Origin of the sequence: Pseudomonas sp. MF5691 (assembly GCF_016405645.1) — a bacterium.
In the GTDB taxonomy this organism is placed as follows: domain Bacteria; phylum Pseudomonadota; class Gammaproteobacteria; order Pseudomonadales; family Pseudomonadaceae; genus Aquipseudomonas; species Aquipseudomonas shahriarae.
The window spans coordinates 315,618-342,098 of the sequence record NZ_JAEKDC010000004.1 but is presented as its reverse complement, the minus strand read 5'-3'; the positions used below and the strand labels follow the sequence as shown (position 1 = coordinate 342,098).

Annotated in this window: 23 protein-coding genes; 18 read left to right on the top strand and 5 right to left on the bottom strand. The window is 58.4% G+C overall.

The genetic code is table 11. The annotated features are described in order from the left end of the window. Window positions 1-76: 76 nt before the first annotated feature. On the bottom strand, window positions 77-865 hold the full coding sequence (locus JFT44_RS09075) for a VacJ family lipoprotein (protein ID WP_057958978.1): 789 nt from the start codon (window positions 863-865) through the stop codon (window positions 77-79). After that, the gene (locus tag JFT44_RS09070) at window positions 858-2,156 is read right to left on the bottom strand and encodes a serine/threonine protein kinase (RefSeq protein ID WP_057438855.1); all 1,299 of its coding nucleotides are present in this window, start codon (window positions 2,154-2,156) and stop codon (window positions 858-860) included. Before JFT44_RS09070 ends, JFT44_RS09075 begins: the two co-directional genes overlap by 8 nt. Window positions 2,157-2,391: 235 nt before the next feature. On the opposite strand from JFT44_RS09070, the gene JFT44_RS09065 reads away from it, so the two are divergent. Beyond that, the gene (locus tag JFT44_RS09065; protein WP_169876529.1) at window positions 2,392-2,760 is read left to right on the top strand and encodes a hypothetical protein; all 369 of its coding nucleotides are present in this window, start codon (window positions 2,392-2,394) and stop codon (window positions 2,758-2,760) included. Window positions 2,761-3,534: 774 nt separating this feature from the next. Here JFT44_RS09065 and JFT44_RS09060 read toward each other — a convergent pair. After that, complete coding sequence (locus tag JFT44_RS09060; protein ID WP_198830568.1) at window positions 3,535-5,088, bottom strand: glycosyl hydrolase family 17 protein; 1,554 nt, start codon at window positions 5,086-5,088, stop codon at window positions 3,535-3,537. 273 nt (window positions 5,089-5,361) lie between these two features. Between JFT44_RS09060 and JFT44_RS09055 the strand changes: the two genes are divergently transcribed. The 3 genes from JFT44_RS09055 (at window position 5,362) to JFT44_RS09045 (ending at window position 8,444) form a co-directional block, all read left to right on the top strand. Then, complete coding sequence (locus tag JFT44_RS09055) at window positions 5,362-6,213, top strand: glycine betaine ABC transporter substrate-binding protein (RefSeq protein ID WP_057438857.1); 852 nt, start codon at window positions 5,362-5,364, stop codon at window positions 6,211-6,213. A gap of 264 nt (window positions 6,214-6,477) precedes the next feature. Continuing rightward, the gene (locus JFT44_RS09050) at window positions 6,478-6,789 is read left to right on the top strand and encodes a DUF485 domain-containing protein (protein ID WP_057958981.1); all 312 of its coding nucleotides are present in this window, start codon (window positions 6,478-6,480) and stop codon (window positions 6,787-6,789) included. Continuing rightward, the gene (locus tag JFT44_RS09045) at window positions 6,786-8,444 is read left to right on the top strand and encodes a cation acetate symporter (protein ID WP_057958982.1); all 1,659 of its coding nucleotides are present in this window, start codon (window positions 6,786-6,788) and stop codon (window positions 8,442-8,444) included. Before JFT44_RS09050 ends, JFT44_RS09045 begins: the two co-directional genes overlap by 4 nt. Before the next feature lie 510 nt (window positions 8,445-8,954). On the opposite strand, the gene gltA is transcribed toward JFT44_RS09045, so the two are convergent. Next, window positions 8,955-10,244: a citrate synthase gene (gltA, locus tag JFT44_RS09040; RefSeq protein WP_003222994.1), complete on the bottom strand. Its 1,290-nt coding sequence runs from the start codon at window positions 10,242-10,244 to the stop codon at window positions 8,955-8,957. Between the two features lie 364 nt (window positions 10,245-10,608). On the opposite strand from gltA, the gene sdhC reads away from it, so the two are divergent. The 12 genes from sdhC to JFT44_RS08980 all read left to right on the top strand — a co-directional run bounded on the left by sdhC (window position 10,609) and on the right by JFT44_RS08980 (window position 25,040). Next, window positions 10,609-10,983 carry a succinate dehydrogenase, cytochrome b556 subunit gene (sdhC, locus tag JFT44_RS09035; RefSeq protein WP_003172804.1) on the top strand — a complete coding sequence of 125 codons (375 nt, stop codon included), beginning with the start codon at window positions 10,609-10,611 and terminating at the stop codon, window positions 10,981-10,983. After that, window positions 10,977-11,345 carry a succinate dehydrogenase, hydrophobic membrane anchor protein gene (gene sdhD, locus JFT44_RS09030; protein WP_029292670.1) on the top strand — a complete coding sequence of 123 codons (369 nt, stop codon included), beginning with the start codon at window positions 10,977-10,979 and terminating at the stop codon, window positions 11,343-11,345. The genes sdhC and sdhD overlap by 7 nt, the downstream gene beginning before the upstream one ends. A 3-nt stretch (window positions 11,346-11,348) precedes the next feature. After that, window positions 11,349-13,121: a succinate dehydrogenase flavoprotein subunit gene (gene sdhA / locus JFT44_RS09025; RefSeq protein WP_029292672.1), complete on the top strand. Its 1,773-nt coding sequence runs from the start codon at window positions 11,349-11,351 to the stop codon at window positions 13,119-13,121. Between the two features lie 11 nt (window positions 13,122-13,132). Further along, entirely contained in the window at window positions 13,133-13,837 is a 705-nt protein-coding gene (locus JFT44_RS09020; RefSeq protein WP_057438860.1) for a succinate dehydrogenase iron-sulfur subunit, read from the top strand. A gap of 260 nt (window positions 13,838-14,097) precedes the next feature. Then, on the top strand, window positions 14,098-16,929 hold the full coding sequence (locus tag JFT44_RS09015) for a 2-oxoglutarate dehydrogenase E1 component (protein ID WP_057958983.1): 2,832 nt from the start codon (window positions 14,098-14,100) through the stop codon (window positions 16,927-16,929). A gap of 44 nt (window positions 16,930-16,973) precedes the next feature. Then, the gene (odhB, locus tag JFT44_RS09010) at window positions 16,974-18,197 is read left to right on the top strand and encodes a 2-oxoglutarate dehydrogenase complex dihydrolipoyllysine-residue succinyltransferase (RefSeq protein ID WP_057438862.1); all 1,224 of its coding nucleotides are present in this window, start codon (window positions 16,974-16,976) and stop codon (window positions 18,195-18,197) included. Between the two features lie 101 nt (window positions 18,198-18,298). After that, window positions 18,299-19,735 carry a dihydrolipoyl dehydrogenase gene (gene lpdA / locus JFT44_RS09005; RefSeq protein ID WP_057958985.1) on the top strand — a complete coding sequence of 479 codons (1,437 nt, stop codon included), beginning with the start codon at window positions 18,299-18,301 and terminating at the stop codon, window positions 19,733-19,735. Between the two features lie 202 nt (window positions 19,736-19,937). Continuing rightward, on the top strand, window positions 19,938-21,104 hold the full coding sequence (gene sucC / locus JFT44_RS09000) for an ADP-forming succinate--CoA ligase subunit beta (protein WP_003233235.1): 1,167 nt from the start codon (window positions 19,938-19,940) through the stop codon (window positions 21,102-21,104). Next, the gene (sucD, locus tag JFT44_RS08995) at window positions 21,104-21,985 is read left to right on the top strand and encodes a succinate--CoA ligase subunit alpha (RefSeq protein WP_057438865.1); all 882 of its coding nucleotides are present in this window, start codon (window positions 21,104-21,106) and stop codon (window positions 21,983-21,985) included. Before sucC ends, sucD begins: the two co-directional genes overlap by 1 nt. A 402-nt stretch (window positions 21,986-22,387) precedes the next feature. Beyond that, entirely contained in the window at window positions 22,388-23,701 is a 1,314-nt protein-coding gene (brnQ, locus tag JFT44_RS08990) for a branched-chain amino acid transport system II carrier protein (protein WP_057444573.1), read from the top strand. A gap of 200 nt (window positions 23,702-23,901) precedes the next feature. Then, window positions 23,902-24,642, top strand: coding sequence for a DUF599 domain-containing protein (locus JFT44_RS08985; RefSeq protein ID WP_057958986.1), 741 nt, complete (start codon window positions 23,902-23,904; stop codon window positions 24,640-24,642). After that, window positions 24,639-25,040, top strand: a complete 402-nt coding sequence (locus JFT44_RS08980; RefSeq protein ID WP_057438866.1) for an MAPEG family protein — start codon at window positions 24,639-24,641, stop codon at window positions 25,038-25,040. The genes JFT44_RS08985 and JFT44_RS08980 overlap by 4 nt, the downstream gene beginning before the upstream one ends. Before the next feature lie 73 nt (window positions 25,041-25,113). On the opposite strand, the gene JFT44_RS08975 is transcribed toward JFT44_RS08980, so the two are convergent. Further along, a complete protein-coding gene (locus JFT44_RS08975) occupies window positions 25,114-25,365 on the bottom strand; it encodes a hypothetical protein (RefSeq protein WP_029292691.1) in 252 nt (83 codons plus the stop codon). A 158-nt stretch (window positions 25,366-25,523) separates the two neighbouring features. On the opposite strand from JFT44_RS08975, the gene JFT44_RS08970 reads away from it, so the two are divergent. Beyond that, window positions 25,524-26,000 carry a PaaI family thioesterase gene (locus tag JFT44_RS08970; protein ID WP_057438867.1) on the top strand — a complete coding sequence of 159 codons (477 nt, stop codon included), beginning with the start codon at window positions 25,524-25,526 and terminating at the stop codon, window positions 25,998-26,000. Beyond that, window positions 25,997-26,461, top strand: coding sequence for a PaaI family thioesterase (locus JFT44_RS08965; RefSeq protein ID WP_057958987.1), 465 nt, complete (start codon window positions 25,997-25,999; stop codon window positions 26,459-26,461). The genes JFT44_RS08970 and JFT44_RS08965 overlap by 4 nt, the downstream gene beginning before the upstream one ends. The last annotated feature ends 20 nt before the right edge of the window (window positions 26,462-26,481 follow it).

The window sequence follows — 26,481 nt, the reverse complement described above, 5'->3', positions numbered from 1 at the left end:
CCGAGGGGTGGGCTGCTGACAGCCGAAAAAAAAGGCCATCGAACGTTTCGATGGCCTTTTTGCACGCTGGGTAACGTTATTCGGCAATCTGCAACTTGCGCGACTCGGTATACACATACCGCACTTTTTCATACTCGAACGGCGAGTTCATCTGGCCGTAGCGAAAGCTGGTCTGGTAGCGCTTGTCTACTGCGCGCAGGGCCCAGATTTCCGGGTGGTTGGAGCTGACTTCGGACACGTTGAGGTAGTTGATCTGCGATTCGGCGGTGTAGTCGACGAGCAGGCCACCGGTGTCGCGCAGGTTCGATGGGCCGAGGATCGGCAGGATCAGGTAGGCGCCGCCCGGTACGCCGTAGAAGCCCAGGGTCTGGCCGAAGTCTTCGCTCTGGCGCGGCAGGCCCATGGCGGTGGCTGGGTCCCACAGTCCGGCGATGCCGATAGTGGTGTTGACCAACAGGCGGCCGGTGGTCTCCAGGGAGCGGTGGCCCTTGAGTTGCAGCAGGCTGTTCATCAGGTTGGGCACGTCGCCCAGGTTGTTGAAGAAGTTGCTGACGCCGGTGCGCAGGAAGCTGGGGGTGACGTAGCGATAGCCGTCGACCACGGGCAGGAATACCCATTGGTCGAAGCGGTAGTTGAAGTGGTACACCCGACGGTTCCACGACTCCAGCGGGTCATAGACGTTGAGGGCGTTGAGGGTCGAGCGCTCGAACTCGCGCTGATCCAGGCCAGGGTTGAACTTGAGCTTGCTCAAGGGCTCCTTGAAGCCATCCTGGTCGATCACGGTCGGTGCATGAGCCTTGCTGTTGTCCGCGTTGGCAACGCCCGCACAGAGTAAGGCGGCAAGAAGCAGGAGATGTTTAGCCACGGAAAAACTCCAGCATGGCGTCGGCGTTGACGCGGTAATTGAGGTTGCCGCAGTGGCCGCCCAGCGGGTAGACGGTCAAGCGATCGCCGAAGGTCTTGCGCAAGAAGCCCAGGTCGCCAGGGCCGAGGATCACGTCGTCGGCGTTGTGCATCACGGCGATTTTCGGGCTGTCACGCAGGTAATCCTCAAGGGCGTACAGGCTCACCTGGTCGATCAGCTGCAGCAGGCTGCCGCCGTCGGAGCGGGCGCGCCACATCGGGATCACTTGTTCGGTCAGGTAGCAGTCGAAATCACACTGCAGCGCACGCTTGAGGAACGGCGTGAGGCTGGTGCTTTCGGTGATCGGGTATTTGGGCGGGATGATCAGGCCGCGACGGTTGATCAGGTCCGAGGTAAAGGCGATATCGGCCGCCGAGAAGCGGAACGAGGTGCCGATCAGCATCGCCATCTGCTCGTTGGTCAGGTGCTCCTTGGAGTTCTGGAAGTCGTAGAGCAGGGCATCGTTCATGTCGATATAGCCCTTTTGCTGGAAGTAGCGGGTCAGCTTGTTCAACACCAGCTCATAGAAGGTGGTGCTGTTATTGATGCCCTTGACCTCGGTCTGCACCAACTTATCGAGGTTGGTGATGGAGGTATAGAGGTTGACCGGCGGGTTCAGCAGCAGCACTTTCTTGAAGTTGAAGCTGCGTCGGGTTTCGTCCAGTTTGGCGACGAACGCCGCGTCCAGCGCCCCCAGGCTGTAGCCGGTGAGGTAGAAGTCGGTGACCGGCAGCGTGGCGTTTTGTGCGCGCACGGCCTGCATCACGCGGTACATGTCTTCGGCGTCTTCCTGGGTGATGCCAGGTGTGGCAAAGCGCGAGGCGGCGCTGATGAAGTCGAAGCTGGTGGGCGACGACAGTTGGACGACATGGTAGCCGGCCTTGTAGTACAGCTTTTTCAGGTATTCGTTGAGAGAGCTGTCAAAACGCGCACCGGTGCCGGCGATCAGGAAGATCAGTGGCGCGGCGCGATCCTGTTTGGCAATGCGGTAGGTGAGCTTCTTCACCGCCCAGAAGTTGTCGGGCAGGCTGAATTCACGCTCCGGGCGCATGTTCAGGTTGTAGTCGGATTGGTTGATGTCATCAATGGATGGCAAATCCGGCCGCAAGTCCGGTGGCGTTGTGGCGATGGTCGCTTCGAACGGGTTGGTCAAAGGATAGCCATAGCTGGCCGGGTCGACGTCGACCGCCAGTGCTGACGCACTCAAAAAAAGGCCACCCAACAGGGCAGCGCAGCGCAAGGAACGGAGCATGACTAAATCCCTAAGAGGAAACGTGCTTAATGAAGTTCGCAGGCTATGACCACCGCGTTATCGCCGAAGTGCCAGCCATCGGCACTTAATATCGGAAAAAACATAGGAATCGAGGTAATAGTATGCAGACGATACACTTTGGCACGCTTTGATGAATAGTTATCTGTGCGCAACCCTTGCCAATGGCCCTGGGGAGATTAAGCTGGGCGCCGTTTTCGTCTATCGGAGTGCCCTTATGTCCCGTCGTTTGCCGCTGATCCTGCTGCTGTTGGCCTTGCCGTTATGGCTGGCTGCCAGTTATGGCGCCCGTTATGGGTTTATGGAGGACGGGCAGTGGGTGGGCATCTGCGTTGACGATGCCAGCCGCTGGGAGTGCCAGTTACGGGCGAACCTGGGTTTGATGATCCACTTCAAGGTCATGGGCTGGGTGGCGCTGGTCACCTCGGTGCTGGCGTTTGTACTGCCAGGCCGTGCCGGTTGGGGTTTGGCGGTGTTGGGGCTGGCGTTCGGGGTTCCGGCATTGGCGTTGTACAACACCAATTTTGCGGTGTTTGCCTTGGTGATTGCCGGGTTGCGGTTGGTCAGGGCGCCTCGGGCTGCCTGATAGGGCCAATCGCAGCATAGGTATCTACACAACTCTTTAGCTTATTGGGTTTGTGTGCATATCCGATGCTGGGGTCATGGCCACTCAGGGGGCCGCCCTGACGGCGGCTCACTTTGGAAAAGCCGACGGCCCGCGTGGTTTAACGGGGCGCCTAAGATCAAAATCACAAGCAAAGCGAGGCGGCCCGACAGCCGACCTGATCGTCGAGGCGTGCGCGGTCTCCCTGTAGGAGCTGGCTTGTCGGGTCGCCGCATCGCTGCGATGGCGGTGTATCAGTCGATAAATGTATTGGCTGAGACACCGTCATCGCAGGCAAGCCAGCTCCCACAGGGAATGCAGCTTCGCGCTCTGGCTTTGTTGTTGCTCTGCTTTTGATCTGGCTTTTGATCTTGATCTTAGGCGCCCCGTTAAACCACGCTGGCCGCAGGCAGGTATTGCGCAGTGGGCACCCCGGCATGGATGCCGGGGTAGCCGCGACACGGCCATGGATGGCCGATCGCGGCGGGCCCACGGAGCAATGCCTGACTGCGGGCATGCCGAGCCTAGGCGAGGCACCGAGTGGTGGGGCAAGAGCGTTTTGCTTACTTTGGCGCTTCTCCAAAGTGAGCCGCCGTAAGGGCGGAACCCTAAGTGGCCGTGACCGCAGCAACGGATATGTACACAAACCCAATAAGCTAAAGAGTTGTGTAGATACCGATGCTCATCGCAGACAAACCCGCTCCCACATTTGAATGTATTCACAAATCAAAATGTGGGAGCGGTGCGATAGCGATCTCAGGGATTGCGCACCCGCAGGCAACGCCACAAGGCTGCAACCATCAACATACTGACCAGCGCCCAACCCAGGGCCTGCTGGTTCATCAAGCCTTCGCGGTACAGCTGCGGTGCAATGCCGGCGCCGATGATGAAGGTCAGCAGGGCTATTTCCCGGCGTGGCCCCCTGACCGGGCGCAGCAGGTAGACCAGCGCCGGCAGCAGCAGGGCGGCAGTGGGGAAGCTGCGGTAGCGTGGGTCGAACACCAGTGCCAGCATCATTACCGCCGTGGCGAACCCTGCGAATGCAATCAACCAGCCAGCGCGCTGCTCCAGCCAGGCGTAGGCCCGTGCGCGCCAACCCTGGCGAGCGCTCAAGGCCAGGGCCCCATGGGCGAGCACCAACAGGTTCAGGGCCAGCAACAGCCCGGCCCAGATCCATTCATCAGTGAAGCGCGCGGTCACTCGGGTCAGTTCGGCCCAGCTGCCAATCGAGCCCGCCGCCACCGCGCCCAGTAATGGCAGCAACAACGCGGCGCGGGTACTGCGCACACGCCCGCCGAGCACCAGGGTGCCCAGTAGGATCAGCCCGCCAACGCCCAGCCACAGCGGCCAGTACGGCACATTGGTGACCGGGCCGGCCAGGATGCCCTTGTCCTGGCGATCGGCATCAAACAGCCCCCAGTAACCGCCGACCGCCCCTTCGCTGGCGCGTTTCCACGGCTGGTCAAAGGCTTCGATCAGGTTGTAATGCCAGCCATTGGCTTCGGCCATGGCGACAAAACCGCGAATGAACTTGGCTTCGTTGACCCGGCTCGGCACTGCGGTTTCCCGCTGGCGGCCTTCGCTGGGCCAGCCGGTTTCGCCAATCATCACGTCCTTGGGGGCGAAGCGGTTGCCGAAGGTCTGGCGAATATCGCCGACATGGCGCAGAGCCTGGTCGATCCCCGCCGGGTCATCTTCCCAATACGGCAACAAGTGAATGGTCAGGAAATCCACCGCCGGGGCAATTTCCGGGTGTTGCAGCCAGAACTCCCAGACATCGGCATAGGTGACCGGCTGCTGGATCTGGCTTTTGACCTTTTCGATCAGCTTCACCAACTGCGTGGCGGTGATTTCCTTGCGCAACAGGGCTTCGTTGCCGACGATCACCGACGTGACCACGTCAGGGTTGGCATTGGCCGAGGCGATCAGCAGGTCGACCTCCTTGGCGTTGTCCACCGGGTTGCTGTTGATCCAGGCACCGATCATCAACTTCAGGCCGTGTTTGCGCGCCAGGTCCGGCAGGGCTTCGAGGCCGGTCATGGAGTAGGTGCGGATGCACTCAAAGCGCGTGGCCAGCAATGCCAGGTCGGCGTCCATGCGCTCGGGGCGCAGTTTGAACGGCTGGTCGAACGGTGACTGGTCCTTGTCGAAGGGTGTGTAGGACGCGCATTGCAACTTGTGGCTGGCGCTGGCGACGTCCGGCAGCACAACTGGCTGGCCGAGGCCATACCAGTAGCCGCCCAGCGCGAACAGGCCGAGCAGCAAGGCAAATACATAAGGCATGAAGGGGAAGCGGGCAGTCGCGGTCATGGTCAGGCCGTGTGGGAACAAAGCCGCGCATCTTACCTGCATTTGCCGGTTTTCAGGGGGACCGCATAATTTTGACATGCAAAGTTCGGGCGGGATTTTGACGCTGCGTCCTAGGAATTTTCCTGCTGGCGTTGTGATGTCGTTTCTTGCTCCGCTGAGGTCGTAGTCAGAGCAGGTCCACAGGTTCAGCAGGTTGATGATCGAACGGCACCACATGACAACAGGTTGACGTCGCTCGGCATCCGTCGGGCGCAGCACTTTCGGGGAAGCACTATGAAGATGCGACGACTCTTGGGCGCAGCTGCCACCTTGGTAGTTGCGATGAGTTCCACACTGGCCAGCGCCGACAGCAAGACCCTGAGCCTCGGTTATGTGGACGGCTGGTCGGACAGTGTCGCCACCACCCACGTGGCGGCTGAAGTGATCAAGCAAAAACTCGGCTATGACGTGAAACTGCAGGCGGTTGCCACCGGGATCATGTGGCAGGGCGTGGCCACCGGCAAACTTGACGCCATGCTTTCGGCCTGGCTGCCGGTCACCCACGGCGAGTATTGGACCAAGAACAAGGACAAAGTGGTCGACTACGGCCCCAACTTCAAGGATGCGAAGATCGGTTTGATCGTGCCGGAGTACGTCAAGGCCAAGTCCATCGAGGACTTGAAGACCGACACCACCTTCAAGAACAAGATCGTTGGCATTGATGCCGGTTCAGGCGTGATGCTCAAGACTGACGAAGCCATCAAGCAATATGGCCTGGACTATAAGCTGCAGGCCAGTTCCGGGGCGGCAATGATCGCTGAGTTGACCCGTGCCGAAGACAAGCAGGATTCCATTGCGGTGACCGGCTGGGTGCCACACTGGATGTTCGCCAAGTGGAAGCTGCGTTTCCTTGACGATCCAAAAGGCATCTATGGCGCCGCCGAGACGGTCAATAGCATCGGCAGCAAGGGCCTGGAAAAGAAAGCCCCGGAAGTCGCGGCATTCCTGAAGAAATTCCAGTGGGCCTCCAAGGATGAAATCGGCGAAGTAATGCTCGCTATCCAGGAAGGTGCCAAGCCAGATGCGGCGGCCAAGGATTGGGTGGCCAAGCACCCTGAGCGTGTGGCTGAGTGGACCGCTCCTTGACCCCCTGAAAAGTATTGGTGATGGGCCTTGTGTGAGAGCTGGCCTGCCCGCGATGGCGGTGGATCAGTTGATGGATACCTGACTGATTCACCGCCATCGCGGGCAAGCCAGCTCTCCCATAAGCTCCCTCCCGCAATTGTTTCTGTCACCTCCCAAACCCTCGTTACACTGGTTCTAAGACTAAGGTCGTCTGGAACCTCTCCCGCAGCCGCATACAGTGGATATGTCCCAATAATAAAAAGCTGTGCTGCGAGGATAAAAACAATGAACGACAGCATTTACCTCTCGATTCAAAACAGCCCGCGCTTCAAGGAGCTGGTGAGAAAAAGGGAAAGGTTCGCCTGGATTCTCTCGGCGATCATGCTCGGGCTGTATTCCGGATTCATCCTGTTGATTGCTTATGGGCCACAAGTCTTGGGGGCCAAGATCAGCCCTGAGTCGTCCATCACCTGGGGGATCCCGATGGGGGTTGGGCTGATTGTCTCGGCCTTTGTGCTCACAGGCATCTACGTGCGACGCGCCAATGGCGAATTCGACGACCTGAACAATGCGATTCTCAAGGAGGCTGCGCAATGATCCGTCGTCTATTGGCTGTATTCGGCGCTTCGCTTTTTGCTCCTGCCGTTTGGGCGGCGGACGCATTGACCGGTGAAGTGCACAAGCAACCGTTGAACGTTGCGGCGATCCTGATGTTTGTCGCCTTTGTCGGCGCAACATTGTGCATCACCTACTGGGCGTCCAAACGTAACAATTCGGCGGCTGACTACTATGCCGCTGGCGGCAAGATCACCGGTTTCCAGAACGGTCTGGCGATTGCCGGCGACTACATGTCGGCGGCGTCCTTCCTGGGGATTTCCGCACTGGTGTTCACCTCTGGCTACGATGGCCTGATCTACTCGATCGGCTTCCTGGTGGGCTGGCCGATCATTCTGTTCCTGATCGCCGAGCGCCTGCGTAACCTGGGCAAGTACACGTTTGCCGACGTAGCGTCCTATCGCCTCGGGCAAACCCAGATCCGCAGCCTGTCGGCTTGTGGTTCGCTGGTGGTGGTGGCGTTCTACCTGATTGCGCAGATGGTCGGCGCCGGCAAGCTGATCCAACTGCTGTTCGGCCTTGATTACCATGTTGCGGTGATCCTGGTGGGTATCCTGATGTGCCTCTATGTGTTGTTCGGCGGCATGCTGGCGACCACCTGGGTACAGATCATCAAGGCAGTGCTGCTGCTGTCCGGTGCTTCGTTCATGGCACTGATGGTGATGAAGCACGTCAACTTCGACTTCAACCTGCTGTTCTCCGAGGCGATCAAGGTTCACCCTAAAGGTGAGGCGATCATGAGCCCTGGCGGCCTGGTAAAAGACCCGATCTCGGCGTTCTCCCTGGGCCTGGCCCTGATGTTCGGTACAGCTGGCCTGCCACACATCCTGATGCGCTTCTTCACCGTGAGTGACGCTAAAGAAGCCCGCAAGAGCGTGCTGTATGCCACTGGCTTTATCGGCTACTTCTACATCCTGACCTTTATCATCGGCTTCGGCGCGATTCTGCTGGTCAGCACCAACCCGGCGTTCAAGGATGCAGCAGGCGCTCTGTTGGGTGGTAACAACATGGCGGCGGTGCACCTGGCCAACGCGGTGGGCGGCAGTATCTTCCTGGGCTTCATCTCGGCCGTGGCGTTTGCCACCATCCTCGCGGTGGTTGCCGGTTTGACCCTGGCCGGTGCTTCGGCGGTGTCCCATGACCTGTATGCCAGCGTGATCAAGAAAGGCAAGGCCAACGAGAAGGATGAGATTCGCGTGTCGAAGATCACCACCATCGCCCTGGCAGTGCTGGCGATTGGTCTGGGTATCCTGTTTGAAAGCCAGAACATCGCGTTCATGGTCGGCCTGGCGTTCTCCATTGCCGCCAGCTGTAACTTCCCGGTGCTGCTGCTTTCCATGTACTGGAAAAACCTCACCACCCGTGGCGCGATGATTGGTGGCTGGCTGGGTCTGGTCAGTGCGGTTGGCCTGATGGTCCTGGGCCCGACCATCTGGGTCTCGATCCTGCACCATGAAAAAGCGATCTTCCCGTACGAGTACCCGGCGCTGTTCTCGATGATCATCGCGTTCGTGGGTATCTGGTTCTTCTCCATCACCGACAAGTCGGCGGCGGCAGTGAAAGAACGGGCGCTGTACTTCCCGCAGTTTGTGCGTTCGCAGACTGGCCTGGGGGCGAGCGGGGCGGTCAACCACTAAGGTTGTAGCTCAATAAGAAATGCCCCGGTCGAAAGGCCGGGGCATTTTTTTGGCTGGATGATTTGTAGTGTTTGGGTCGGCCTCATCGCGGGCAAGCCTGGCTCCCACAGTTGAATGATGTTCGCCCGGGCGATGCGGTCAGCTATGGGAGTACCCGGCGCTGTTCTGGATGATCACTGGCTCTTCTCCATCACCGATAAGTCGGTGGCGGCAGTGAAAGCGCTTCCCGCAGTTTGTGCGTTCGCAGACTGGCCTGGGGCGCGCGGGGCGGTCAACCGCTTAGGTTGTAGCTCAGTAAGAAATGCCCTGGTCGAAAGGCCGGGTTTTTTTGCCTGGGGTTCTGTGTTGCCTGCGTTATAGCCTTCGCGAGCAAGCCCACAGTTGACCGCGTTCATCCTTTGAAATGCGGTCAACTGTGGGCTTGCTCGCGAAAGCGGTATGTCAGGCAGCACAAACAAAACGGCCTCCACTAAGGGAGGCCGTTCTCAATGCAGCTAAGCAGTTGAATGCTTACTTGCGGTCTTCCAGCTTGGTAATGTCACGCGACTCGTAGCCGGTGTACAGCTGGCGCGGGCGGCCAATCTTGTACGGGCTGGAGAGCATTTCTTTCCAGTGGGAGATCCAGCCCACGGTCCGCGCCAGGGCGAAGATCACGGTGAACATGCTGGTTGGAATGCCGATCGCCTTGAGGATGATCCCCGAGTAGAAGTCGACGTTCGGGTACAGCGAGCGTTCGATGAAGTACGGGTCGGTCAGCGCGATCTCTTCCAGGCGCATGGCCAGTTCGAGTTGCGGATCGTTGTTGATGCCCAGTTCCTTCAACACTTCGTCGCAGGTCTGCTTCATGACGGTGGCGCGCGGGTCGCGGTTCTTGTAGACCCGGTGACCGAAGCCCATCAGCTTGAACGGATCGTTCTTGTCCTTGGCCTTGGCGATGAACTTGTCGATGTTGGACACATCGCCGATTTCATCGAGCATGGTCAATACGGCTTCGTTTGCACCGCCGTGGGCAGGGCCCCACAGTGCAGCGATGCCCGCGGCGATACAGGCGAACGGATTGGCACCCGAGGAGCCCGCCAGGCGCACGGTGGACGTCGAGGCGTTCTGTTCGTGGTCGGCATGGAGGATGAAGATCCGGTCCATGGCCTTGGCCAGTACCGGGCTGATCGGTTTGATCTCGCACGGGGTGTTGAACATCATGTGCAGGAAGTTTTCCGCGTACGTCAGGTCGTTGCGCGGGTACATCATGGGCTGGCCCATGGAGTACTTGTAAACCATTGCGGCCAGGGTGGGCATCTTGGCAACCAGGCGGATCGCGGAGATTTCGCGATGCTGCGGGTTATTGATGTCCAGGGAGTCGTGATAGAAGGCCGACAGGGCGCCGACTACACCGCACATGACGGCCATTGGGTGCGCGTCGCGACGGAAGCCGTTGAAGAAGGTCTTCAACTGCTCGTGAACCATGGTGTGGTTCTTCACGGTGCTGACAAACTGGGCCTTTTGCTCGGCTGTTGGCAATTCGCCATTTAGCAGCAGGTAGCAGGTTTCCAGGTAGTCCGATTTCTCGGCCAGTTGTTCGATCGGGTAGCCGCGATGTAGCAGAATGCCATTGTCGCCGTCGATATAGGTAATCTTCGACTCGCAAGAAGCGGTCGACATGAAGCCTGGGTCGAAAGTGAAACGGCCCGTGGCCGTCAGGCCCCGTACGTCGATAACATCGGGACCAACGGTGCCGGTTAAAATGGGCAGCTCGACGGGGGCTGCGCCCTCGATGATCAACTGCGCTTTTTTGTCAGCCATGTGGCCTCCTATTTATGCTTCAAATCATCAGACAGACCCCCCACGCAGGGCCCGCACCACTATATTGATATAAATCCAGATGTCAATTTGCCTAAAGTCTTGCTCCAGAAGGCTTTAACCGTACTTTTTCCTCGAAATTGCCTGCCGTTTACGCCTTTTATCCCGTCAGCGCAATCAGCTATTAGGGTGAGGAGTGCGCGTTGTCATTAGTAGCCTAACTGTCTATACTCGGCCACCGACCGCCAAGGGCTTTTGGGCTTGCTTTCATTGGGGGTCGCACTCCCTGGGTGGTGCTTACCTGACCAGTGCACTCCCCAACAACTTTGCCCTGATTGTTAGGGGCTCTTCAGTGTGAAAAAAAGCCGTGAATAGCCAACGACCTGTAAACCTAGACCTAAGGACCATCAAACTCCCCATCACCGGCGTTACGTCGTTCCTGCACCGTGTTTCCGGCATCATCCTGTTCCTGGGCTTGGGCATCATGCTTTATGCATTGAGCAAATCCCTGGGTTCCGAGGAAGGATACGCCGAGGTGAAGGCATGCTTGACCAGCCCGCTGGCCAAGTTCGTAGCATGGGGCCTCCTGTCCGCTCTGCTGTATCACCTGGTAGCCGGTGTGCGCCACTTGATCATGGATATGGGCATCGGTGAGACGCTGGAAGGCGGCCGCCTGGGCTCGAAAATCATCATCGCCATTTCCGTGGTGCTGATCGTTCTGGCAGGAGTTTGGATATGGTAACCAGCGTTACGAACCTATCGCGTTCAGGCCTCTATGACTGGATGGCGCAGCGTGTGTCTGCGGTCGTTCTCGCGGCTTATTTCATTTTCCTGATCGGGTACCTCGTTGCAAACCCTGGCATTGGCTACGCCCAATGGCACGGTCTGTTCTCCCACAACGGGATGCGTATCTTCAGTCTGCTCGCCCTTGTGGCCCTGGGTGCTCACGCCTGGGTCGGCATGTGGACCATCGCGACCGACTACCTGACGCCGATGGCGCTGGGCAAGTCCGCGACTGCAGTACGTTTCCTTTTCCAGGCAGTATGCGGCGTCGCGATGTTCGCTTACTTCGTCTGGGGTGTGCAGATTCTCTGGGGTATCTGATTCATGGCTAACATTCCAACGATTTCTTTTGACGCCATCATTATTGGTGGCGGCGGCGCCGGCATGCGCGCTGCACTGCAGCTGGCCCAGGGTGGTCACAAGACTGCCGTGATCACCAAGGTGTTCCCGACCCGTTCCCACACCGTATCGGCCCAGGGTGGCATCACCTGCGCCATCGCTTCTGCGGATCCGAACGATGACTGGCGCTGGCACATGTACGATACCGTCAAGGGTTCCGACTATATCGGCGACCAGGACGCTATCGAGTACATGTGTCAGGAAGGCCCGGCTGCGGTGTTCGAGCTGGACCACATGGGTCTGCCGTTCTCCCGTACCGAACAGGGTCGTATCTACCAGCGTCCATTCGGCGGCCAGTCGAAGGATTACGGTAAAGGCGGCCAGGCTGCCCGTACCTGCGCGGCATCCGACCGTACCGGTCACGCGCTGCTGCACACTCTTTATCAGGGCAACCTGAAAGCCGGCACCACGTTCCTGAACGAGTACTACGCGGTTGACCTGGTGAAGAACCAGGACGGCGCATTCGTCGGCGTGATCGCTATCTGCATCGAAACCGGTGAAACCACCTACATCCGCGCCAAGGCTACCGTGCTGGCGACGGGCGGTGCAGGTCGTATCTACGCTTCGACCACCAACGCCCTGATCAACACCGGTGACGGCGTTGGCATGGCCCTGCGTGCAGGCGTGCCGGTACAAGACATCGAAATGTGGCAGTTCCACCCAACCGGCATCGCCGGCGCCGGTGTACTGGTTACAGAAGGTTGCCGTGGTGAAGGCGGTTACCTGATCAACAAGCACGGCGAGCGTTTCATGGAGCGTTATGCTCCGAACGCCAAGGACCTTGCCGGTCGTGACGTGGTTGCCCGTTCGATGGTTAAAGAAATCATCGCCGGCAACGGTTGCGGCCCGAACGGCGACCACGTGATGCTGAAGCTCGATCACCTGGGCGAAGAAGTGCTGCACAGCCGCCTGCCAGGTATCTGCGAACTGTCCAAGACCTTCGCACACGTTGACCCGGTGGTTGCTCCAGTACCAGTGGTTCCAACTTGCCACTATATGATGGGCGGCGTGCCGACCAACATTCATGGCCAGGCGATCACCCAGAACGCCGAAGGCGTGGACGAGATCATTCATGGTCTGTTCGCGGTAGGCGAAGTGGCTTGCGTATCGGTTCACGGTGCCAACCGTCTGGGCGGCAACTCGCTGCTCGACCTGGTGGTATTCGGCCGCGCTGCCGGCCTGCACCTGGAAAAAGCCCTGACCGACGGCATCGAATACGATGACGCGACCGACGCCAACATCGAGGCTGCCCTGGCACGCCTGAATGCTCTGAACGAGCGTACTGATGGCGAAGACGTAGCAACCCTGCGTCGCGAGCTGCAAAGCTGCATGCAGAACTACTTCGGTGTATTCCGTACTGGCGAATACATGCAGAAGGGTATTACCCAGCTGGCAGACCTGCGCAAGCGGATTGCCAACGTCAAGATCAACGATAAGAGCCAGGCGTTCAACACCGCTCGTATCGAGGCCCTTGAACTGCAAAACCTGCTGGAAGTGGCTGAAGCGACTGCGATTGCCGCCGAGGTTCGTAAAGAATCCCGTGGTGCTCACGCTCGTGAAGACTTTGAAGATCGCGATGACGAAAACTGGTTGTGCCACACCCTGTACTTCCCGGGTGACAAGCGCGTAACCAAGCGTGCCGTGAACTTCTCGCCGAAGACGGTTCCGACGTTTGAACCGAAGATTCGGACTTACTAAGGGTGGCTGCCATGTTGAAAGTCAGTGTTTATCGCTACAACCCTGATCAGGACGCTGCGCCGTTCATGCAGGAATTTGAGGTCGATACCGGTGGTAAAGACCTGATGGTGCTGGATGTGCTGGCCCTGATCAAAGAGCAGGACGAGGGTTTCTCCTATCGTCGCTCTTGCCGTGAAGGTGTCTGCGGCTCCGACGGCATGAACATCAACGGCAAAAACGGCCTGGCTTGCGTCACGCCGCTGTCGGCCGTGGTCAAGAAGAACAAGCTTGTTGTACGTCCACTGCCAGGTTTGCCGGTTATCCGTGACCTGGTCGTCGATATGAGCATCTTCTACAAGCAATACGAAAAGGTTAAGCCATTCCTGCAGAACGACACGCCGGCTCCGGCCATCGAGCGTCTCCAGTCCCCGGAAGAGCGCGAAAAGCTCGACGGTCTGTACGAGTGCATCCTGTGCGCTTGCTGCTCGACCTCTTGCCCGTCCTTCTGGTGGAACCCGGACAAGTTCCTGGGTCCAGCTGCACTGCTGCAAGCTTATCGCTTCCTGGCAGACAGCCGTGACACCAAGACGGCCGAGCGCCTGGCTTCACTGGATGACCCGTTCAGCGTATTCCGCTGCCGCGGGATCATGAACTGCGTCAACGTATGTCCCAAAGGCCTGAACCCGACTAAGGCCATTGGTCACATCCGTAACATGCTGCTGCAAAGCGGCGTGTAAGACGTTGTAGTAAAAGCAGGACCGTTGTGCCCGTAAATGCTACGGCGCAGGCTTCAACCGGCGCCGTAGTTTTAACTTGAGCAGCGACTTACAAAGCCGCGGCTCTTATTTTGAAGAAATGAGACAAGCAGGGGCATTCGGGTTGGTACCCGAACTATCAGCGTGATCCTAAGTGGCTTGTTTTGGTCGCTGCACTTGGCCTTTTGCAAGCAAACTCGGTGTTTTCGCCGGTGGTGTCCCCAAATCGAGGGTGACCAAGCATGCAAGAAAGCGTGATGCAGCGCATGTGGAACAGCGGCTATCTTTCAGGTGGTAACGCTGCCTATGTGGAAGAGCTTTATGAGCTCTACCTGCACGACCCTAACGCTGTGCCAGAAGAATGGCGCACCAAATTTCAGACGTTGTCTTCAGACGGCAACGCTGCCACCGATGTATCGCATGCAACAATTCGCGATCAATTTGTGCTGCTGGCAAAGAACCAGCGCCGCGCCCAGCCGGTTTCCGCCGGAAGCGTGAGCAGTGAGCACGAGAAGAAGCAAGTTGAAGTACTGCGACTGATCCAGGCCTACCGTATGCGTGGCCACCAGGCAGCCCAGCTTGATCCGCTGGGGCTGTGGCAGCGTCCTGCACCTGCGGACCTGTCGATCAATCACTACGGCTTGACCAATGCCGATCTTGATACGACCTTCCGTGCCGGCGACCTGTTCATCGGCAAAGAGGAAGCGAGCCTACGCGAAATTCACGAAGCGTTGCAGCAGACATATTGCCGCACCATCGGCGCTGAATTTACGCACATCACCGATTCCGAGCAGCGCCACTGGTTCCAGCATCGCCTGGAAGGCGTGCGTGGCCGTCCGGTGCTGTCCGCCGATGTGCGCAGCCACCTGCTTGAGCGCGTCACCGCTGCCGAAGGCCTTGAAAAATACCTGGGCACCAAATACCCAGGCACCAAGCGTTTCGGCCTGGAAGGCGGCGAGAGCCTGATTCCGATGCTTGACGAGATGATCCAGCGTTCCGGCTCCTACGGCACCAAGGAAATCGTGATCGGCATGGCTCACCGTGGTCGCCTGAACGTGTTGGTCAACACCTTCGGCAAGAACCCGCGCGAGCTGTTCGACGAGTTCGAAGGCAAGAAGAAGGTCGAGCTGGGTTCTGGTGACGTTAAATACCACCAGGGCTTCTCGTCCAACGTGATGACCACCGGCGGTGAAGTTCACCTGGCCATGGCGTTCAACCCGTCCCACCTGGAAATCGTTTCTCCAGTGGTCGAGGGTTCGGTGCGTGCTCGTCAGGATCGTCGCAACGACTCCACCGGTGAGAAGGTTCTGCCGATTTCCATCCACGGTGACGCGGCTTTCGCCGGTCAAGGCGTGGTCCTGGAAACGTTCCAGATGTCGCAGACTCGCGGCTTCAAGACCGGCGGCACGGTTCACATCGTTATCAACAACCAGGTTGGTTTCACCATCAGCAATCCGCTGGACGCACGCTCTACCGAGTACGCGACCGACGTTGCCAAGATGATCCAGGCGCCGATCCTCCATGTGAATGGGGATGATCCGGAAGCCGTATTGTTCGTGACCCAACTGGCCATTGACTACCGCATGCAGTTCAAGCGTGACGTGGTCATCGACCTGGTTTGCTACCGCCGTCGCGGTCACAACGAAGCGGATGAGCCTAGCGGCACCCAACCGTTGATGTACCAGCAGATCACCAAGCAGCGCACCACCCGTGAGCTGTACGCCGAAAGCCTGACCAAGGCCGGTGTATTGGATGACGCGCGTGTTCAGGCGAAGATCGATGAATACCGCAACGCCCTGGACAATGGTCTGCATGTAGTAAAAAGCCTGGTCAAAGAGCCGAACAAAGAGCTGTTCGTGGACTGGCGTCCGTATCTGGGCCACGCCTGGACTGCACGTCATGACACCTCGTTCGATCTGAAAACCCTGCAGGAACTGTCCGCCAAGCTGCTGGAAATTCCAGAAGGCTTCGTCGTACAGCGCCAGGTTGCGAAGATCTACGAAGACCGTCAGAAGATGCAAGCCGGCGGCCTGCCGATCAACTGGGGTTACGCTGAAACCATGGCGTACGCGACCCTGGCGTTCGAAGGTCACCCGATCCGCATGACTGGCCAGGACATCGGCCGCGGTACGTTCTCGCACCGTCACGCGGTATTGCACAACCAGAAAGACGCGGGCACCTACATCCCGTTGCGGAACCTGTATGAAGGCCAGCCACGTTTCGATCTGTACGATTCGTTCCTGTCCGAGGAAGCGGTTCTGGCGTTCGAATACGGTTACTCGACCACCATGCCAAACGCGCTGGTGATCTGGGAAGCCCAGTTCGGCGACTTCGCCAACGGTGCCCAGGTGGTGATCGACCAGTTCATCACCAGCGGCGAGCACAAGTGGGGCCGTCTGTGCGGTCTGACCATGTTGCTGCCACACGGTTATGAAGGTCAGGGTCCGGAGCACTCCTCGGCCCGTCTGGAGCGTTACCTGCAATTGTGCGCTGAGCACAACATCCAGGTGTGCGTGCCGACTACCCCGGCCCAGATCTACCACTTGCTGCGTCGCCAGGTGATCCGCCCGCTGCGTAAGCCGTTGGTAGTGCTGACTCCGAAATCGCTGTTGCGTCACAAATTGGCCATCTCGACCCTGGAAGATCTCGCCGACGGTTCGTTCCAGACCGTTATTTCGGAAATCGACACCCTGGACGCAGCCAAGGTCACTCGCCTGATCCTGTGCAGCGGCAAGGTTTACTACGACTTGCTGGAAAAACGTCGTGCCGAAGGCCGCGAAGACATCGCCATCGTGCGTATCGAGCAGCTTTACCCGTTCCCGGAAGACGACCTGATGGAGGCCATCGCGCCTTACACCAACCTCACCCACGTGGTGTGGTGTCAGGAAGAACCGATGAACCAGGGCGCGTGGTACAGCAGCCAGCATCATCTGCGTCGCAGCATCGGTAACCACAACAAGGCCCTGAGCCTGGAGTATGCCGGCCGTGATGCTTCTGCTGCACCTGCGTGTGGTTACGCGTCGATGCACGCCGAGCAGCAGGAAAAACTGCTGCAAGATGCTTTCACTGTTTAACGCCTTCGCGCTGACTGAAACCGAATTTTAAGGACCCACAGATAATGGCTATCGAAATCAAAGCCCCGTCATTCCCGGAATCGGTTGCCGATGGCACCGTTGCCACCTGGCACAAGAAACCAGGCGAGGCCGTCAAGCGTGACGACCTGATTGTCGACATCGAGACCGACAAGGTTGTTCTGGAAGTGTTGGCCGAAGCCGACGGCGTCCTGGGCGCCATCGTTGCCGAAGAAGGCGCTACCGTCCTGTCCAACCAGGTACTGGGTTCGATCGAAGAGGGCAGTGCTGCTGCCGCTGCTCCAGCCGCCGCTGCTGCTCCGGCTGCCGCACCTGCTGCTGCCGCTCCGGCTGCGGGTGGTGAAGATCCAATCGCTGCACCGGCTGCGCGTCAGCTGGCTGAAGAAAACGGCATCAACCTGGCTTCCATCAAAGGCACCGGCAAAGACGGCCGTGTGACCAAGGAAGATGTGGTTGCTGCTGTCGAAGCCAAGAAAAACGCTCCGGCTGCCGCACCTGCCAAGGCTGCTGCTCCAGCTGCCGCTGCGCCTGTATTCGCTGCTGGCGACCGCACCGAGAAGCGCGTACCGATGACTCGCGTACGTGCCACCGTGGCCAAGCGCCTGGTTGAAGCACAGTCGAACATGGCCATGCTGACCACGTTCAACGAAGTCGACATGACTGAAGTCATGGCCCTGCGTTCGAAGTACAAGGACCTGTTCGAGAAGTCCCACAATGGCGTGCGCCTGGGCTTCATGTCGTTCTTCGTGAAAGCGGCCACCGAAGCCCTGAAACGCTTCCCGGCAGTCAACGCTTCCATCGACGGCGGCGACATCGTCTACCACGGCTATGCTGACATCGGCGTTGCCGTGTCCAGCGACCGTGGCCTGGTGGTACCGGTCCTGCGTAACGCCGAGCTGATGAGCCTGGCTGAAATCGAAGGCGGCATCGCCGGCTTCGGCAAGAAAGCCCGTGACGGCAAGCTGACCATCGACGAGATGACCGGCGGTACCTTCACCATCACCAACGGTGGTACCTTCGGTTCGATGATGTCGACCCCGATCGTCAACCCGCCACAAGCTGCGATCCTGGGCATGCACAACATCATCCAGCGTCCGATGGCCATCAACGGCCAGGTCGTGATCCGTCCGATGATGTACCTGGCACTGTCCTACGATCACCGCCTGATCGACGGTAAAGAAGCCGTGACGTTCCTGGTGACCATCAAGAATCTGCTGGAAGACCCGGCTCGCTTGCTCCTGGATATCTGATAGAAGCAGCTTCGGGTTGCGAGCTGCAAGCTGCCGGAATGAGCAGCTTGGCTCGCAACTTGAGGCTTGAAGCTTGTCGCTAAAATAGAGGATCTATTTTCATGTCTCAGAAATTTGACGTTGTAGTGATTGGTGCGGGCCCTGGCGGCTACGTGGCCGCCATCAAGGCCGCTCAACTGGGCCTCTCGACTGCCTGCATCGAAAAATACACCGACAAGGAAGGCAAACTGGCCCTGGGCGGTACTTGCCTGAACGTCGGTTGCATTCCTTCCAAGGCGCTGCTGGACAGCTCCTGGAAATTCCACGAAGCCCAGGACGGTTTTGCCATCCACGGCATCAACCACGCTGGCGTGACCATGGACGTGCCAGCAATGGTCGGCCGCAAGGCCAACATCGTCAAAGGCCTGACCTCTGGCGTTGCTACCCTGTTCAAGGCCAATGGCGTCACTTCCCTGCAAGGTCACGGCAAACTGCTGGCCGGCAAGAAAGTTGAAATCACCAAGCCAGACGGTTCGACTGAAATCATCGAAGCCGAAAACGTGATCCTGGCTCCAGGCTCCCGTCCAATCGACATTCCGCCTGCTCCTGTTGATCAGAACGTGATCGTCGATTCGACCGGCGCCCTGGAATTCCAAGCGGTACCAAAACGCCTGGGCGTGATCGGCGCTGGCGTGATCGGCCTGGAACTGGGTTCGGTCTGGTCCCGTCTGGGTTCGCAAGTGACCGTGCTGGAAGCCCTGGACACGTTCCTGCTGGCTGCCGACACCGCAGTGTCCAAAGAAGCGCTGAAAACCCTGACCAAACAAGGTCTGGACATCAAGCTGGGCGCCCGCGTGACCGGCTCGAAAGTCAACGGCGAAGAAGTTGTCGTGACCTACACCGACAAGGATGGCGAACAGACCATCACTTTCGACAAGCTGATCGTTGCCGTTGGTCGCCGTCCAGTGACCACTGATCTGCTGGCAGCTGACAGCGGCGTGACCATCGACGAGCGTGGCTTTGTCCACGTTGACGATCACTGCGCTACCACCGTACCTGGCGTCTACGCCATCGGCGACGTGGTTCGCGGCATGATGCTCGCGCACAAGGCTTCCGAAGAAGGCATCATGGTGGTTGAGCGCATCAAGGGTCACAAGACCCAGATGAACTACGACCTGATCCCTTCGGTCATCTACACCCACCCGGAAATTGCATGGGTTGGTAAGAACGAACAGCAGTTGAAAGCTGAAGGCGTTGAAGTTAACGTCGGCACCTTCCCGTTTGCCGCTTCTGGCCGTGCCATGGCAGCGAACGACACTGGCGGCTTTGTCAAAGTCATCGCTGATGCCAAGACTGACCGCGTACTGGGTGTCCACGTGATTGGCCCAGGCGCAGCAGAGCTGGTTCAGCAGGGCGCTATTGGTATGGAATTCGGCACCAGCGCCGAAGACATCGGCATGATGGTTTTCTCCCATCCGACCCTGTCTGAAGCGCTGCACGAAGCCGCGTTGGCAGTGAATGGCCATGCCATCCACATTGCCAACAAGAAGAAGCGCTAAGCAAGATAATAAGAAACCACGGCGGTTGCCCGTCGTGAGCCTTGCGCGCAAGACTCACCGCGGAATATCCGCTGGACGCAGTCTTGCGCAGCTTTGCCGGCCTTAGGGCGGTGGAGCTGGGCAAGCAGCAGTCACAGGTGGCGCGGCACTCATAATGAGCGCAGCGCCGAATGCGCAGTACCTAACGAAGACGGTAAAAAGCATGAATCTTCACGAGTATCAGGGTAAGCAGCTGTTCGCTGAGTACGGCCTGCCAGTTTCCAAGGGCTACGCAGTAGACACCCCGGAAGCAGCAGCAGAAGCTTGCGACAAAATCGGCGGTACTGAATGGGTTGTCAAAGCCCAGGTCCACGCTGGTGGTCGCGGTAAAGCGGGCGGCGTTAAGCTGGTTCGCAGCAAAGAAGACGCCAAGGCCTTCGCACAGCAGTGGCTGGGCAAGCGTCTGGTGACTTACCAGACTGACGCCAATGGCCAGCCAGTCACCAAGATCCTGGTTGAATCGTGCACTGATATCGCTAAAGAGCTGTACCTGGGCGCTGTCGTTGACCGTTCGAGCCGTCGCATCGTGTTCATGGCTTCCACCGAAGGTGGCGTGGACATTGAGAAGATCGCTCACGAAACCCCAGAAAAAATTCTGAAAGCCACTATCGACCCACTGGTTGGCGCTCAGCCATTCCAGGGTCGCGAGCTGGCTTTCCAGTTGGGTCTGGAAGGCAAGCAAGTTGCCCAGTTCGCCAAGATCTTCGTAGGTCTGGCCAAACTGTTCCAGGATCACGATCTGGCCCTGCTGGAAGTGAACCCGCTGGTGATCAAGGCTGACGGCGATCTGCATTGCCTCGACGCCAAGATCAACATCGACGCCAACGCCATGTACCGTCAGCCTAAGCTGAAGACTTTCCATGATCCGTCGCAAGACGATCCGCGCGAAGCGCACGCTGCCAAGTTCGAACTGAACTACGTAGCCCTGGAAGGTAACATCGGTTGCATGGTCAACGGTGCTGGCCTGGCCATGGGTACCATGGACATCGTCAACCTGCATGGCGGCAAACCAGCCAACTTCCTCGACGTAGGCGGCGGTGCTACCAAAGAACGCGTTACCGAAGCATTCAAGATCATCCTGTCCGACTCCAACGTCGCTGCAGTACTGGTCAACATCTTCGGCGGCATCGTTCGTTGCGACATGATTGCCGAAGGCATCATCGGTGCAGTGAAAGAAGTCGGCGTGAAAATCCCGGTTGTTGTACGCCTTGAAGGTAACAACGCTGAACTGGGCGCTAAAGTACTGGCAGAAAGCGGTTTGAACATCATCGCTGCAACCAGCCTGACCGACGCTGCTCAACAAGTTGTCAAAGCTGCGGAGGGCAAATAATGAGCGTCCTGATCAATAAAGACACCAAAGTTATCTGCCAGGGTATTACCGGTTCGCAAGGTAGCTTCCACACCCAGCAAGCCCTCGAATACGGCACCAAGATGGTTGGTGGCGTAACTCCGGGCAAAGGCGGCACCGAGCACCTGGGCCTGCCAGTGTTCAACACCGTGAAAGAAGCTGTAGCTCAAACTGGCGCCACCGCCAGCGTGATCTACGTTCCAGCTCCTTTCTGCAAAGACTCCATCCTGGAAGCGGCATTCGGCGGCATCAAGCTGATCGTTTGCATCACCGAAGGCATTCCTACCCTGGACATGCTGGACGCTAAAGTTAAGTGCGACGAGCTGGGTGTTACCCTGATCGGCCCTAACTGCCCAGGCGTGATCACTCCAGGCGAATGCAAGATCGGCATCATGCCAGGTCACATTCACTTGCCAGGCAAAGTCGGTATCGTTTCCCGTTCCGGCACCCTGACCTACGAAGCTGTGAAGCAGACCACTGACGCCGGTTTCGGTCAGTCGACTTGCGTCGGCATCGGCGGTGACCCGATCCCAGGCTCGAACTTCATCGACATCCTGAAACTGTTCCAGGAAGACCCGAAGACCGAAGCGATCGTGATGATCGGTGAGATCGGCGGTTCGGCTGAAGAAGAAGCGGCTGCCTACATCAAGGCACACGTGACCAAGCCAGTTGTTTCCTACATCGCTGGTGTGACTGCCCCTGCGGGCAAGCGCATGGGCCATGCTGGCGCAATCATCTCTGGCGGCAAGGGTACTGCAGACGAGAAGTTTGCTGCCCTGGAAGACGCAGGCGTGAAAACCGTGCGTTCGCTGGCAGACATCGGCAAGGCTTTGTCCGAGCTGACTGGCTGGGCGATCAAGTAAGCCTCGCGCTTAACTGACGCTTCACCACACAAAGGCCACCTTCGGGTGGCCTTTGTGCATTCTGCCATCCACTGTGGGAGCTGGCGTGCCTGCGATTGCATCACCTTGGCTTGCCTGTATCACCGCGCCGCTTGCATCGCAGGCAAGCCAGCTCCCACAGTGGACAGCATTGCCAAATTAAGTATGAAAACGCGACATCAAAGTGTCGCTTATCGGACAGCTCGCCCCGCAACAGTGCGTTTGTCAGACAAATTCGGTACTCTTGCCGCCTCTTTATGCGCCTGCATCCCAAAAGGAAGCCGCGTGCTAGACCGGTCGGTCCCCATAAGGGCCGGCAGTATTTCCCTCATCCATAGGGAATCCCCCTCTAAATTCCGATTCAGTAGTGTGGTATTTCCTCAAATGAAAGTGTTGAAAGGCCAGGATATCCTGGCGTTGGGCTTTATGACTTTTGCCCTGTTCGTGGGCGCCGGCAACATCATCTTCCCGCCTATCGTTGGTTTGCAGTCCGGGCCGCATGTCTGGATGGCGGCGCTGGGTTTCCTGATCACCGCAGTCGGTTTGCCGGTGGTTACGGTCATCGCCCTGGCCAAGGTCGGCGGTGGCATGGACGCGTTGAGCAGCCCTATCGGCAAGGTCGCCGGTGGCATCCTGGCTGCCGCGTGCTACCTGGCAGTCGGGCCATTGTTCGCCACCCCGCGTACCGCGACGGTGTCGTTTGAAGTCGGCCTGGCGCCATTGACCGGCGAAAGCCCGCTGGCACTGTTCCTCTACAGCTCGGTGTACTTCCTGCTGGTGTTCTTCATCTCCCTGTACCCAGGGCGCCTGTTGGATACCGTCGGCCGTTTTCTCGCGCCGCTGAAAATCATTGCGCTGGCGGTCCTGGGTATCGCGGCCTTTGCTCTGCCTGCGGGTGATATCGGCGTTGCTACGCCTGAGTACGTCGCCGCACCGTTCTCCCAGGGCTTTATCAATGGTTACCTGACCATGGATACCCTGGGCGCGCTGGTGTTTGGCATCGTGATCGTCAACGCTATCCGCTCCCGTGGTGTCGAGTCGCCGCAGTTGATCACCCGCTACGCGATCATTGCCGGGCTGATTGCCGGCCTGGGCCTGGCGCTGGTGTACATCAGCCTGTTCCGCCTCGGTTCGGGCAGCCACGAAGTGGCCGCCGGTGCAGCCAACGGCGCAGCCGTGTTGCACGCCTATGTTCAACACACCTTTGGCTCCCTGGGCAGCGGTTTCCTCGCGGTACTGATCTCCCTGGCGTGCCTGGTCACCGCCGTGGGCCTGACCTGTGCCTGCGCCGAGTACTTCAGCCGGGTATTGCCACTGTCCTACAAGACTCTGGTGGTGATCCTTGCTGCGTTTTCGCTGCTGGTGTCTAACCTGGGCCTGACCAAGCTGATCGCGTTCTCGATCCCGGTACTGACCGCCATCTACCCGCCGTGCATCGTGCTGGTGGCGCTGAGCTTCTGCAAAGACTTCTGGCATGAGCATGGCCGCATCCTGGGTCCGGTGATGTTGGTGTCGTTTATCTTTGGCACCATCGACGCCCTTAAGGGGGCGGGGCTGGCGGGTTGGATGCCTGCGCAAATGGCTAACCTGCCATTGAGCGAGCAAGGCCTGGCCTGGCTGGTGCCTTGTGTGATTACCCTGGTGGCTGCATTCGGGGTTGACCGTATGCTCGGCAAGCGCAGCGAAGCCATCGCCTAAAGCGCTCGTCACACGCTGACATCGAAATGCCCCGTATCAAACGATCCGGGGCATTTTTTATGGGCGGTGGGCAGTGTCTTTTTTTGTGGGCTAACGTCGAAAGGGTTATGAATTTTCCAGATCAGGAGCACGGTCAGTGTGGGGGCTGGCTTGCTCCCATACTGACCGAGTTAGCCAGCCCTATTGTTTAGAGGACCCGCATGTCATTTGTCGAAGCCAACCTGATTCACTTGCTTGCTGCACTGTGGTTCGTCATCTGCTGGGGCGGCTACACCCGCTACGCCAGCTGGAAAGCCCGGGACACGGCCTGCCTGGCCAGTGTGCTGCACCTGTATCGCGAAGACTGGATGCGCCGCATGCTCCTGCGCGACAACCGCATCGCCGATGCCAGCGTGATTGGCAACCTGGAACGCAACGCCTCGTTTTTCGCCTCCAGCACCCTGATCATCCTCGCCGGTATCCTTACCGTGCTGGGGGCTTCGGAGCGCGCGGTCTCGCTGCTGGCGGATATTCCCATGGTGCAGCAGGCGTCCCAGGGTATGTCGGAGATCAAGCTGCTGTGCCTGGCTCTGGTGTTTGTCTATGCGTTCTTTACTTTTAGTTGGTGCATGCGCCAGTACAACTTCGCGGCGATCCTGATTGGCTCGGCGCCGATGGTCGGTGAACGCCACGTCTCCGAGCAGGAGCGCAAGGCGTTTGCCTCACGGGCTGCGCGGGTGATTTCGATGGCCGCCAACCAGTTCAACTTCGGCCTGCGTTCCTATTACTTCGGCATGACCATGCTTGCCTGGTTTGTCAGCCCCTGGCTGTTCATGCTGATGAGCAGCGGGGTGGTGCTGGTGTTGTATCGCCGGGAATTTCATTCCGACGTTCTGGAGGTCATGGTCTATACCCCTACAGAGGCACCGATGCCTGAAGCGACCAAGGAGGCAACATCGTGAGTATTCCGTTCTGGTGTGTATTTATCAGTGCACTGCTGATTTTTGTGGCGCGCATGCCCGTGGGCAAGGCCATGAAAGAGCAGGGCGGGTATGACAACCACCTTCCCCGCAGCCAGCAAGCGCAATTGACCGGCTTCGGCGCACGGGCAGTGGCCGCTCATCAAAACAGTTTTGAAGCGTTTATCTTGTTTGCAGTGGGTGTATTGATGGCCCATACCACTCAGACCCAGGGCTACCTGATTGATTGGCTGGCGATCATCTTTGTGATTGCGCGGGTAGTCTATCTTGCGTGCTACTGGGCCGACTTGGCATGGCAGCGCAGCCTGGTGTGGGTGGTGGGGTTACTGTGTTCACTGTTGTTGATGCTTAGTCCGACATTTCGCACTTTGCTGATTTGATAAAAGCTCCGCACAAAGTAAAGCCCGCTATTAAGCGGGCTTTCTTTTGCAACGTGGTATTTAAACCGCGGTATCAGGAACCGGTTGCAGGTGTAGCTGGAGCAGCTTCTTTAGCAGCGGCGGCGTCAGATTCAGCTTGGGCTTTGGCGGCTTCGGCGTTTTCTTTTGCAGCGTCGTTCACTTTATCCTGAGCTTCGCTCATTTTTTCTTGAGCTTGTTCAGCATGCTGGTTGGCATCCTGAGCTTTGTCCTCGGATTTTTTATCGCAGGCAGCGAGGCCAAGGGCGGCAGCCAACATCAAGGAAACAGCGAAAGTCTTGCGCATGGGGTGTTTCTCCTTATTGAAGATATCTACTGGCCTTTCGAGCATGGGGTGCACGCATTAGTTCCTTTAATCCCACAGATATATAGGCTGTTTCGCTCAGGAACTTTCTTCCGGGGTATTTGTTTCGCCGGATCACTACTAATAAGAGTCTTTATCCAATGACCGATAGCCCCCTTTTAGAGCGTGCCGCACGTTTTGTTTCGGCCCTGCGTCACTGTCAGGTCCTGGGCATCCAAGTACATGATGCGAGCCCCCAGGGCATGACTTTGCTCTTGCCCTATAGCGCGCAGATTGTAGGTGACCCGCAAACCGGGATTATCCATGGCGGCGCCCTGACCTCCCTGATGGACACGGCCTGTGGCATGGCCACTCTGTGTGTGCTCCCGGAGTTTGAGGTCTGCCCGACCCTGGATTTGCGCATTGATTACATGCACCCGGCCGAGCCGCACAAGGCGGTGTTCGGTTTTGCCCAATGCTATCGGGTGACCACCGATGTGATTTTCACCCGTGGCTTCGCTTATCAGGATGACCCCCAGCAGCCGATTGCCCATGTGGTGGGCACGTTCATGCGCATGGGCAAACGCCTGAAGGGCACCAAAGGACTGGGCAGCAGCATCAAGGGAGAACAGGCATGACCCATCAATTCAAGACCCGCATGCAACAGGCCCATCACCGGGGCGACTATAAGGCGCTGCTCGAACTGATCCCCTACGCCAGGCTGATCGGTGTTGAATGCACGCGCCTGGGGGATGAGTTGCTGTTTCGCATGCCGGCCAACAAGGACAATATTGGTAACCCGATATTGCCGGCCATCCATGGCGGTGTGATCGCAGGCTTTATGGAGCTGTCGGCGGCCTTTCATTTATGGGTGGCCACGGGCACCCCAGGGGTTGAAAAAGGCTTGCCCAAGATCGTCGATTTTTCCCTGGATTACCTGCGGGCCGGGCAGTTTCGCGACACCTTTGCCACCTGCCAGGTTTGGCGCCAGGGACGGCGGGTGGCCAATGTGGCAATCACTGCCTGGCAAAGCACCCCGGCCGAACCTATCGCGACCGCTCGCGCGCATTTCAAGATTCAGGAGCAGGCCCGCCCTTGAAATCCTGGTCTTAGCCCCCA